Source organism: Microvirga tunisiensis (assembly GCF_009296175.1).
Lineage (GTDB): Bacteria > Pseudomonadota > Alphaproteobacteria > Rhizobiales > Beijerinckiaceae > Microvirga > Microvirga tunisiensis.
Window position 1 is genome coordinate 1 of the sequence record NZ_VOSK01000207.1, and the last position, 11,528, is coordinate 11,528.

At 63.5% G+C, this 11,528-nt stretch carries 8 protein-coding genes and 2 pseudogenes; 4 read left to right on the forward strand and 6 right to left on the reverse strand.

Annotated features, from left to right (window positions below):
- Positions 1-926: 926 nt before the first annotated feature.
- The gene (locus tag FS320_RS29835) at positions 927-2,006 is read right to left on the reverse strand and encodes an IS630 family transposase (RefSeq protein WP_152715875.1); all 1,080 of its coding nucleotides are present in this window, start codon (positions 2,004-2,006) and stop codon (positions 927-929) included.
- A 186-nt stretch (positions 2,007-2,192) separates the two neighbouring features.
- Between FS320_RS29835 and FS320_RS29840 the strand changes: the two genes are divergently transcribed.
- Positions 2,193-4,334 (forward strand): helicase-related protein, encoded by a 2,142-nt coding sequence (locus tag FS320_RS29840; RefSeq protein ID WP_152715876.1) that lies wholly within the window; start codon positions 2,193-2,195, stop codon positions 4,332-4,334.
- Positions 4,335-4,394: 60 nt separating this feature from the next.
- On the opposite strand, the pseudogene FS320_RS29845 reads toward FS320_RS29840, so the two are convergent.
- From FS320_RS29845 to FS320_RS29870, 5 genes and pseudogenes are all read right to left on the reverse strand, one after another.
- Positions 4,395-5,153 (reverse strand): annotated as a pseudogene (locus FS320_RS29845) (IS5 family transposase); the annotation flags it as partial.
- A 142-nt stretch (positions 5,154-5,295) separates the two neighbouring features.
- Positions 5,296-5,955 (reverse strand): annotated as a pseudogene (locus FS320_RS29850) (LysR substrate-binding domain-containing protein); the annotation flags it as partial.
- 239 nt (positions 5,956-6,194) lie between these two features.
- Positions 6,195-6,818: a DUF4142 domain-containing protein gene (locus FS320_RS29855; protein ID WP_152715879.1), complete on the reverse strand. Its 624-nt coding sequence runs from the start codon at positions 6,816-6,818 to the stop codon at positions 6,195-6,197.
- 748 nt (positions 6,819-7,566) lie between these two features.
- Positions 7,567-8,106, reverse strand: coding sequence for a sigma-70 family RNA polymerase sigma factor (locus tag FS320_RS29865; RefSeq protein WP_152715881.1), 540 nt, complete (start codon positions 8,104-8,106; stop codon positions 7,567-7,569).
- The gene (locus FS320_RS29870; protein WP_152715882.1) at positions 8,106-8,294 is read right to left on the reverse strand and encodes a NepR family anti-sigma factor; all 189 of its coding nucleotides are present in this window, start codon (positions 8,292-8,294) and stop codon (positions 8,106-8,108) included. Before FS320_RS29870 ends, FS320_RS29865 begins: the two co-directional genes overlap by 1 nt.
- A 275-nt stretch (positions 8,295-8,569) precedes the next feature.
- Here FS320_RS29870 and FS320_RS29875 point away from each other — a divergent pair, with 275 nt between their 5' ends.
- From FS320_RS29875 to FS320_RS29890, 3 genes are all read left to right on the forward strand, one after another.
- Positions 8,570-9,178, forward strand: coding sequence for a hypothetical protein (locus FS320_RS29875; protein WP_152715883.1), 609 nt, complete (start codon positions 8,570-8,572; stop codon positions 9,176-9,178).
- Positions 9,179-9,989: 811 nt separating this feature from the next.
- Positions 9,990-10,868 carry a YsnF/AvaK domain-containing protein gene (locus FS320_RS29885; RefSeq protein WP_244627477.1) on the forward strand — a complete coding sequence of 293 codons (879 nt, stop codon included), beginning with the start codon at positions 9,990-9,992 and terminating at the stop codon, positions 10,866-10,868.
- Between the two features lie 163 nt (positions 10,869-11,031).
- Positions 11,032-11,265 carry a hypothetical protein gene (locus FS320_RS29890; protein ID WP_152715885.1) on the forward strand — a complete coding sequence of 78 codons (234 nt, stop codon included), beginning with the start codon at positions 11,032-11,034 and terminating at the stop codon, positions 11,263-11,265.
- The last annotated feature ends 263 nt before the right edge of the window (positions 11,266-11,528 follow it).

Consider the following 11,528-nt stretch of genomic DNA (forward strand, 5'->3'; position numbering starts at 1 on the left):
TCCCTGAAGCGGTGTACTCACCAAAGCATAGACATGGTCGATGTTCTCATTCGATCGCCCCGAAGGACGATCCGCAAGGACACCGCCGCCTACGCTTCTCTTCTCTCTTCACTTGTCAAAGAACAGGTGCCTCGTCCGGGACGAAGACAAACCTCGCATCAGCTTGCTGCTCAAAGGCACTAGCTTCTGGAGGCTTCGGCAACCGGTCCGTGAGAACCGCGCCGCCGATGAAGCTTATTTAGACCAACCTGCCGCCTATGTCAACACCTCTCAGAAATTCTTAGCGGATTTTCTGAGAGGATTTGTTAACTATACCAAGTATAATTGAGTACAGCGAAAGCAATAACGCTCACAGAAATGATACCATTTCTGCGTTGACGCTGGTCGAACAGTCCGAAGACCTTCGACCTGTGTGCGGATTGTCGCCAGAGGAGCAGGTGAACACTTCGAATGCACTTCGAACCTTCGTCGCTCATGGATTACGCCAGACACATGGAGCTTCGCCCTCAGAACCCGCACTCGGGCCGGCCAGGCCTCGAACTGCGCGTGTCTGAAGGCGCAACATCGCTCCCGCGCAAGGGCTCAGGAACTGATGGTTACCGTGTCTAGAAAAAGGCGCCCACCTGCTGTCGCAGCGGCGCGGGGAGGGGACACATAAGCGATCTCCAGGCGAATGCAAGGGAGATTCATCATGCGTCCACACAGCCTCATGCAGCCAGATCCTGTCGAGCTGATCGATCAAAGACACCGGAGAAATCAGAGGAGGCTTTCAGACCTACCTAACCGGCAGCGCCTACAAACGAGATATAGTTACCGCTATTGAGAATACAAGGGGTAAAACGACCGACGGTTCACCCAGATTGCCATCGGGCTGCCTTCCGCTGGTCTCGCTCAGGTCAGCGCGCCACAAACACGACCTCCGGGCGCTAGTGTTGTGACTCTAACGCTTGTTTCGCACGGGCGACCTTCTCCAGGATAGCTGAGGCCGAGGCGGTCCAGACAAAGGGTCGAGGGTCGGCATTGTGGTGCTCCAGGTAGTCTATGATCGCGCTTTCCAGATCGGGCACGCTCGTGAAGGCGCCCCGCCGGATGCGCTCCTGGGTGATCAGGGCAAAAAAGCGCTCGACCAGGTTGAGCCACGAAGCCGAAGCCGGGGTGAAGTGAAGATGAAAGCGCGGATGCTTTGCCAGCCAAGCCTTCACCTTGGGGTGCTTGTGGGTGGCGTAGTTGTCCACGATCAGGTGCAGGTCGAGGCGCTTGTCGGTGTTGCGATGAATGACACGCAGGAAGCGCAGAAACTCCTGATGGCGATGGCGCTTCATGCAGGTGCCCAGCACCGTGCCGGTCGCCACATCGAGAGCGGCAAACAGGGTCGTGGTGCCATGTCGTTTATAGTCGTGGGTCATGGTGCCGGCACGGCCCTTCTTGAGCGGCAGGCCCGGCTGGGTGCGGTCGAGCGCCTGGATCTGAGACTTTTCATCAACCGCGAGTACCAGGGCTTTGTCCGGCGGATCGAGATACAGGCCGACCACATCCTGGACCTTCTCGACAAAGGGCCTGTCGGTGGACAGCTTGAAGGTCTTGACCAAGTGCGGCTTGAGGCCGTGGGCGTGCCAGATCCGCTGCACGCTGGTGTGGGACAGGCCTGTGACAGCGGCCATCGAGCGCACGCTCCACTGCGTCGCTCGCGGCGGCTTCTCATGCAGGGTCATGTCGACAACCCGCTGGATCACCGCTGCCGTCAGGGGCTTGCGCCCTGGCGGGCGGGTGGCGTCCTTGAGAAGCCCGTCGACGCCCGCCTGCGCATAGCGGCGGCGCCAGCGCCGTACCGTCAGAGTGCTCGTGCCGACGCGAGTTGCCACCTCGGTGGCGCGCAAGCCCTCGTCCGTCAGCAGAACGATCCGAGCCCGCCAGACAACCTTCTGGGGCGTGTTTCGGTCGCGGACCAGGGTCTCCAGGCGATCCCGATCGGCGGCGGGAACCTCAATGCGTTCGATCTTGCCCATCAGAGCAGCATCGCACGTCAGACCAGATTTCGGAATCACCCGTCAGAGACACAACACTAGGAGCACCAGCTCGACGCCTCGGACGTCGGGGCGCCGCAGCCCAATATTAGGATCTGCCGTTGGACGGAGGGCACGGTTCGAGACGAGCAGCGTTGACACTGTCTTTCCCGGCAGGAACGCTAGGTTATGGCACGCAAGCGAATCCAAGAGACCGCCGACATCCTCCAGGACGCGATCCGCAGGCTGGCCCCGTCGCGGCGCGACGTCGATACCGAGGGCCTCCGGCGCTACCTGGGCCTGCCCGAGCACGACGGGTTCGTCGACGACGGCCGGGTGGCCGCCGCGCTCACCGAGATGCGAGGCCTCAAAGAATGGGCTGCAAAGGGGGCCGGGGAGCTCGCCAAGGCAGCCCCGTCCCTGCGCTGGTCCGAGGGCGAGAATGGCACCGTCGCGTGGTCCGTGCGGGTCTGCCTGCCGCTCCTCGACGACGGGCGCATGGAGCTACGCCTCATGCTGCCACCCACGCCGCAGATGCTGGAGATCCTGCATGGGATGGCGGTCGGCAACGACCCGCGCCATCGCCTCGACGAGTTCAAGGCCGAGGTCAACCGCGTCGAGCGGGAGACGGGGAAGTCCATGCACCGGGTGGTCAACCGGCTGCGCGAGGACGTGCGCGCGGACCTCGCCGAGGACGGCTCAGACGCCGCAACCTACGCCGAGCACATGGACCATGCTCTTCGCTCGCGCCAGTACGGGTTCTCCCCGGACCTGGTCCGGACCTTGCCCGGCAAGTTCAAGGAGCTCCGGGCCCGCGCGAAGAAGCTCGCCCGCCACGACGCCGGCATCCGGAACCTGCGCGAGAGGGTCGGCTTCGGCACCTACATCGACAAGTTCCGCGCCGCGCGCGGCATGGCCCGTCACATCGTCTTCCACATGGGTCCCACCAACTCAGGCAAGACCCACGCCGCCATGGAGAGGCTCGCGGCGGCCGGCAAGGGCGCCTACCTGGCCCCGCTGCGGCTCCTGGCCCTGGAAAACTACGAGGCCCTGCGCGACCGCGGCCTCAACGCCGGCATGGTCACCGGCGAGGAGGTCTTCGGCAACAAGGGCGCCACCCACGTCTCGCGCACCATCGAGACCGCGGATCTGCAGCACACGGTCGACGTGGCGGTGATCGACGAGATCCAGATGATCTCTGACCCGGACCGCGGCTGGGCCTGGACCAACGCGCTCTTCGGCATCCCGGCCAAGACCCTGATCCTGGCCGGCTCCGACGATGCTCTCCCCTACGTACGCCGGGCCGCCGAGGCTGCCAACGAGAGCCTGGAGGTGGTCGCCTTCGAGCGCAAGACGCCGCTCGTCCTGCTCGACAAGCCGGTCCCCCTGGAGGAGGTGAAGGCCGGCGACGCCGTTGTGGCCTTCTCGCGCCAGGCGGTGCACGAGCAGCGCGAGGTCCTCGTCGGCCTGGGGCACACCGTGGCCACCATCTACGGCGCGCTTTCCCCCGAGGTGCGCCGCGCCGAGGCCGAGCGCTTCCGCACCGGCGAGGCCGACGTGCTCGTCACCACCGACGCCATCGGCATGGGCCTCAACCTGGGCCCCCTGCAGCGGGTCGTGTTCTCCGCCCTGCGCAAGTACGATGGCAAGGAGGATCGCCCGCTCACCAACCCCGAGATACGCCAGATCGCCGGGCGCGCCGGCCGCTTCGGCCACCACGACGTCGGCTACGTAGCCGCCACTACGGAGGAGGGCATCGATCCGATCCGCAAGGCGCTCGCCGGCGCCCCGGCGGCGCCTGCCGCGGATTCGCGCTTCTACGCCCGCCCAGACCTCGTAGCGATCAGTGCGGCGGCCTCGGAGCTGCGCACCGAGAGCCTGCACGAGGTGCTTACGCACTTCGCCCAGGCCGCCTTCTATGAGGGCTCGCCGTTCCAGCCTTCCGACATGGACGCCATGTTGCAGGCCGCGGAGATGGTCGACCGCACCAGGCTGAACCTGGCGCAGAGGTTCGCCCTGTCGATGGCGCCCATCGACCAGCGCGACGAGCTCTCGTTCCAGGTGCTCAAGGGATGGACGGAGATGCTGGCCTCGGGCTCCGGCGTGCCGGCGCTACGCGGCAACCCCTTGGCTGAGCTCGACCACCAGGAGCGCACGGTGCGACTCGCGGGGGCCTACCTGTGGCTGTCGCGCCGCTTCCCGGACGCTTTCGACGACGCGGACCGGATGCGGCAGGTGCGGGCGCGGGCCAACGAGGCCATCGAGCGCCATTTGCAGGAGACCGCCACGAAGCGGCTGACCAAGCGCATGACCGTCGCGCATAGGGGCTAGAGCAACGGGCTTTGGTGCACAATTCGGACGTGGGATGCGTTCATCCCCTGGCGCTGGAGCTCAGGTGATGCGCTGGGACACGGGCATGCCAAGCTGGGTCATGATGTTGATGACCTTGCAGCCAGCGGCAGCTTCGGACTTCTGTGTTGACAGAGTCCGGGCGTGGAGGCGGCGGCCGATCAGGGTCTTGTAGCGCATCATTGCCACCTCGCCCAAGGACCGCCAGCCGTAGTTGACCATCTTTTGCCAGCCGAGCCGACCACGCGCTTGGATCGTCTGGAGGTGCCGGTCTCGCTGGGTGGGCGCCGTCTCGGCATTGTCACTTGGCACTGCCGTTGAGCGCGGTGGGACAATCACGGCCACAGCAGGATCCCGCTCGGCGATGGTACGGTAGACGGGTTCGCCATCGTACGCACCATCAGCCGTGACCGAAGCGATCGGGCCTGAGATCTGACTCAGCAAGGGCCCGACCTGTGAGGCGTCACCACCTTCGGTGGTCGTCAGCTCTGAGGCGAGGATCTCGCCGGTATCGGGATTAACAGCCAGGTGGAGCTTGCGCCACGTCCGATGCCCTTGGCCGCCATGCTTCTCGCGCTGCCATTCGCCGGCACCGAACACCTTCAGACCGGTGGAGTCGATCACCACGTTCACCGGCCCGCCTGCTGTGCCCAACGGCTTAGCGATAGTCAGGTTAGCGCTGCGGCGCGAGAAGGTGGTGTGATCGGGCACCGGCAGATCCAAGCCGAGCAGACGCAGGATCGAGGCCAGCATGCCTTCGGTCTGGCGCCACGGTCGCCCAAACGCCAGTCGCAGCATCATGTTCATGGGTAGGAAATTTGATCGGCAGTGATTCTGCCCTGCATGCAATGGGATCTGGATTACAGTCGCGGCGGAGCCTCATCAGGGTGCGATTGCTCGACTCCTGCAGGAACATCATTCGCAGATCTCGGCTTTAGGTTAGTCATCCCACCGAGTTCCCATTGGCCGCTTGCTCCGTTTGTGCTTCCTGAACAATCCACTCTCGAAACGCCACCAATGGAGGGTATGCAGAGCAGTTTGCCGGCCAGGCAAGGTAATACCGCTCGGTACTCTGCATGGGCATATCCAAGGCCCTGACGAGATCCCCTCGCGCGAGTTCGTCCCGAATGAGGAATTCAGGAAGCAGGGCGAGACCGAGGCCTGACATGGCTGCATGGGCTACGGTGGCAAATTGGTCGAACAGCATGCCATGCAGAGGCTCGCTAAGCCCACCGTGCATCAGAAACCAGTGCTCCCAGGCGTCCGGTCGCGAGACGAGGTGCAGGAGCGGAGCCCTAAGAAGATCGCTTGGCTTCTCGATCTTATACTCCTCCAGGAGCGAGCGGTTACAAGCGGGCACCACTGTCTCGCCCATCAGGAGGGCCAATTCGGCACCGGGCCAGTTCGAACTTCCAAAGTGGATGGCGGCATCCGCCTGGTCCAGACTGAAGTCGAACGGAGCAAGGCGCGTCGTTAGGTTGACTGTGACTCCAGGGTTCTCTCGCAGGAAGCCGGAAAGGCGAGGGGCCAGCCATCGGGTGCCGAAAGTTGGCAGGATCGCCAAGTTAAGGGTACCACCCTTCGGATTGGCGCGGAAGCTTAGAAGGTGGAGACTGAGCGCTGCTGCAACAGCTACCAGCAGAGTTCACAATGCGTCCTCCGCAATGGGATGATAGCTCAGGATGGTGAAAATGATCGCCGACGAAAGAGCAATGCTCACGGCAGAGCGAATGCAATTCTTACGCGTGATCATAGTGGCGCGAACTCGCGTATCATCCGGGATCTGCTGCTTCTGTCACGCGCGACAAGCTAACGGATCTCGCCGCGCGCGAGCCAACAGGCTCACTTCATCTTGGTTTGGATCTCTTCCAACAAGGCGATGTGTTCGGTGATCATGCCGCGGGCCATTTTGGCGACGTTCACATGTTCGCGGTTTTGTGGATTGCTTTGCAGATACTGCGTCTGCACCTGCAGCAGGCCGCTGTGCCCTTCCATCTGGCCCTGAAGGTACTGACGGTCGAAGGCCTCGCCGGCTTGCGTGTTCTGAAGCCTCTGGATCATCTCCCTACTTTGGGCATCCATCTGCATGGCTGGGGCGCTCGTCCCTGACGCAGCGCCCGTGGCCGATGTGGCGGTAGGCTCCATCATGGAGTGAAGGACCTCGGACAGGGTGGTCTGTTCCTGTACCTCAAAGGTAGCAAACCGCTTCAGGTCGGCATTCTGCGCCTTCTGCTGCGCGATCCGGCTGGTCTCGAGAGCCACCATGCCCAGCTGCATCGTCTGCTGCATGTGCTGCATGTCAGCCTGTGTCATCGGCTGCCCGCCCATGCGGCTTGCCCCAGAGGCTCCCGCGGCTGAACCAGCGGCAGCACCTGGTTGTCTGGTACTGGGGGATCCGCTGGTCTGCGCCAGCGCGGGAGCGGTGATTGCGGCGGCCAAGCCTGCCAGGACAATGCGGCGATCCATGGTCTGTCTCCTGCTGTGCTTACGGCCCTCAACAAAGGGGCTTCGGTACGGCTGGATACCAACGCCGCAGAGCCGATTTTGTTAGGACCGTCACCCCCGTGTTGTTATCGCGCGAGTGCGAGGGTCAGCGATGATCGGTGACGAACCTGGGCACCAGGCTGAAACCTCACACGTTACTTAGCGTTTGGACAATGTTGACGGATGTCAGCAAGCTCCGGAGGAGCCGATGATCTCTCGTTCATTGCAAAGTTTGATGCTTGCGGCTGCGCTGTTGTTCGCTGCGGGACCTGTCGCTGTCGCTCAGTCCGGCGGCGGAGGTGGGGGCGGCGGCTCCGGTGGGGGATCCAGCGGCGGGGCAAGCGGCTCTGGCACGAGTGGGGCCGGATCCACGAGCAGCGGTGCGCCAAGCGTAGGGACCGGCGGACCAACCAGCACCCCGTCCAATTCAGCGACCGGTGGTGCAGGCTCACCCCAGCAGCCGACCGGCGGGATGAGCCCAAACGGAGCCGCGGGCGGAGCGGTGACGCCGCCCATTGTCCCACCAGGCACGACCGGCTCTGGGGGCAACCCGAGCACCAGTTCGGGTGGCCCCCGGCAGGGCCCTGGGGCTGGCGGCTCCACGGGCAACCAGACCGGTCTTGGCAACATCGGACCGGAAACCGAGAAAGAGCAGCGCGCTCAGGAGCAGAGTGACAAGGCGACCAGGAGCATTTGCGACCGGTGCTGACCCGTAGTGCGATTGCCGGAATTACTTCGCTGACACCGCGGCTTTCATGACACGGTCTGCTCCGATGTCCTCCGCGTCGACAATGCCAAGTAACTCAGCAAGACTGGTGCGAGCGCGGTTGATCCGACTCTTGATTGTGCCGATCGCCACGCCGCAGATTTGCGCCGCCTCCTCGTAGCTGATCCCGCCTGCGACCAGCAGAACAGTCTCGCGCTGCTCGATGGGGAGCCGCAGCAAGGCAACCCTGAGATCCTCCAGGTCAAGATGCCCGTTCTGTGCGGGAGCCGTTGCGAGCCTTGCGGCGTACGTTCCGTCAGGATCCTCCACCTCGCGCCGCCGCTTGCGGTACGCGGTATGAAACTGGTTGCGCAGGATCGTGAACAGCCATGCCTGCATGTTCGTGCCAGGAGTGAATTTATCGAGATGGCTCAACCCCCGCACGATGGCCTCCTGGACCAGGTCATCGGCCTGATCGATGTTTCCTGTCAGGGAGATCGCGAAGGCGCGCAGACGCGGAACAGCTCTGAGGATATCCTCCTTGATGTCAGCGGGCTCGATCATTAGTCCTCGTCCGGCTGCGGCTTGCCCAGTTGCTTGAGCAGATTGAGGAGGTGATCGGGGACCGGCTCGTCTTTGAGGTCGTCGTACATGACCCGCAGCTGCTCGCCGATGAGATCCTGGACGATGCGGCTCACCGTTCCACCACCAGAGCCGTTTCCAGGTGGCCCATCGCTGTGGGAGGAGGGCATTTCGCGTCTCCTTTCGTTTGCGGCTCCCCAGTGGAACGCCCAAAAGCTAAATTTTCCATGAACTGGGACGTTGCCATCTGTGGGACAAGTTCGGCTCGTCTGGCAGGAGAGAGGAAGACTTGTCCCCAGGTCTGGGAGTGTTCCTTGACCTCGACCGTCTCTCGTTCGCCGCTGACAGGTCCCCTAACCATCGAGAGCTGACCGGCGACCGGCCGCCTGCGGGGGAACCATCCGCCGTGGGACCTCATTGCTCTCAGCAGGAGAGGGAGATCCCAATGCCTGACGAGAAGATCGATCAGAAGCGCCCGGCGCATGCCGAGAGCGAACCTAAGCCGATTCAGCAGCGACACGTGGATGATGCGGTTGACGACAGCTTCCCCGCCAGTGATCCGCCTGCTTGGACCACATCGGCTTCGAAAAGTGTGGCAGCCGAATGCGAGCCCGAAGCTCTGAACGCGGTTCCTGTGCCGCCTGGGGAGGGGCTCGGGGAGGAGACAGGCAGCATCTCGCAGCAGGCGAGCCAAGCCTCCGGCATCGCTCGTGACATTTACCGGCGTGGCGAAGCGTACATGGAGCAGGGAAGGCGTTATCTGCCAGAAGCCGAGCGCTTCTATCGTGAGAGGACTCAGGCCATCAGCCGACCTGTGCAAGAGCATCTGCTGACAGCTCTGGTTGTCATTGGGGCTCTCGGTTGCGCGTTGGGTTGGATGCTGGGTCATCGGGTATCGACCTCTGCCGCGACGCGGCAATGGCATCCCGGATCCAACCGGCGTCCAGGCGAGCCACACCCCTGGCATCCGTCACCCCGAGCCGCGCGTCATGCAAGGCATTTTCCTGCCGCCAACGGGGCCGAGGCTGCAAGCCACACAAACAACAGCTTCTGATCATGTCAGCGCGGCCGGGGCCGACCTGAAACCGCTTTGATCCTGGTGGCTCAGTTTCGCTGCAGGACGCTGCCTGCTTCCTGTCGTTCGAGCATGGTTTTGCCATGGAGCCATCGCCTAATACGCCACCACTTTTTGTAGGAGAGCGATCAATGCGGCATCGCACACTCGGCGCAGTTCTCGCCTTCACGACGATCGCTCTTTCGGCTCACGCCCAAGTCCCAGAGGAGGTGGAGTCCTGCCGTCTGTCGGGCTGGTTGCCCTGAAGGAGCGGTCGCCCGCCATCAAGGACCTGACCTTTGACATCGATGGCCTAGCGATCTCGAAGGCGAACACGAAGGTTGAAGACACTCCGGTCCGGATGGTGATCATGGGCGATGCCTACCTGCAACGCGAGAAGACCGACAAGCCCAACCGCTTCGTCTGCCTGACCGGCGAGAAGGGCAAGGTCCTGCTGACCTACTTCACCGAGCAGTAGGCAAGCCCTCAGGGGGCTTGATCTGACAACCCGACAGCCTACCGGCAGACGGCTCCCCATTGTGGATCACCTTTATCGCTAGGCGGATACGATGAGGGGTGTAGACTCCCCCAGCCATGCTGGAAGACCAGCCTGACGAGGTGGCGGTTTCGCAGGGTCAAGCCCGACTGCGCCGGGGCGCCAGCGCTGGCGATGCTGCTCCGCGCGAGGGATCACCAGCGAGGCTAATGGAGCAAGGGGCGAGCCGCGCGCACGCATTTGGACACAGGATCACACAGCTGAGACAGACCCATGATCTCCGGTACGGGCCCAACCTCGTCATCTCCTCGAAGGATGGTGACAGCTCTCTTCGACAGTCGCAGCGCTGCCGAGCACGCCATCGAGCGTCTGGTCAATGCGGGCGTTCCCCACGACCGCATTGACTTGATGCCGGGCGATGAGAGCGAGGCCTCTGATAATGCCGGTGCATCCTCCCGCCCAGAGCCGCGCGGCTTCTGGAGCTCCCTCGGGGACTGGCTCCTGCCCGACGAGGACCGGCACGTCTATACGGAGGGCCTGAGCCGGGGAGGGTACCTGATCTCGGTCACCACCGGCGATGAACACTATGCCCGCGTGATGGCGATCCTGGACAGCGAGGACGTCATCGACATTGACGAGCAGGCTGAGAGCTGGCGCCCGGAGGGGTGGGCAGGCTGGTCCGGTGCGGCGGCTGGCACGTCAACGGCGGTAGGCTCCGCCCCCTCCGTCTCATCGGGTGTCGCCAGCGTTCGCGCGGAAGACCTCGATACCGAGGCGGTCGCCAGCCTCCGTAGAACAGGCGTGGCCGGTGCCGAAACCGGTCTGTCGGAGCGCGGCGAGCAAGTCCTTCCAGTTGTGGAAGAGAGGCTGCGGGTCGGCAAGCGCGATGTCAGCCACGGGCACGTTCGGGTCCGCTCCTATGTGGTGGGAACCCCGGTCGACGAGCAGGTGAGCCTGCGCAAAGAGCGGATTGCCATTGAGCGCCGCCCGGCCGACCGCGCCCTGAGCGATGCCGATCAGGCATTCCAGGAACGGGCAATCGAGGTTGAGGGGCGGAGCGAGGAGGCGGTGGTCTCCAAGGAGGCCGGGCAGCGCACAGAAACCGTGTTCGACACTGTTCGTGAAACCGAGATTGAGGTCGAGGACGAGCGCGGCAACACAATCAGCGGTACCGGCACCACCGACCGGACCTGACCCTCCGCATTCATGGACCCGGGGCGGCATCGCTTCGGGTCCAATTCCTTCTGCTCTGCTGAAACCACTCACCGTGCTGGCCGTTCCCCTCCCCAATATATGATAGCCCAGGCGAGTGCGGACCTGCCTGGGTGACTGAACAGAAACAGCCGGAGGGACGCAGATGATGGCCCAAGCTCCAGACACCGTGCGCCGCCGGCAGGGGGAGGATCATCCGCCGGACTTCGCCGCCGTCATGATGGCTCGCGCCATGGCGGAGATGTTCCAGGATGAACCGGACTGCCCGATACCGGAGCCGCTAGCAGCCATCCTGCAGCAGATGGAGCGCTGGGAAGATGAGCAAGCACACCGTGCAGGCCGAGCGGAAACCATCCGCAACAAAGAACCTAAGCGTTAGGAACTAACTTAGACCAACTCCGTTCGACGGCACGCAAAAACCACCAAGCGATCCTCCTGTCGTGCTCCACGTCGACGATGAGCCATCGGTGCGGGTCGTGTACTTCACTGTGTCAGGACGGCCGCAACCAGCGCGGAGCACGCGGCTGCGAAAACCCAGGTGAACGAGGCGGGGTAGGGGCGGTACTCGCCTTCGGGGACTACGCCACTCATCCGCTCGTTGCCGCGTTAATCACCTGGAAACCATGCCACCGCACCTTATCG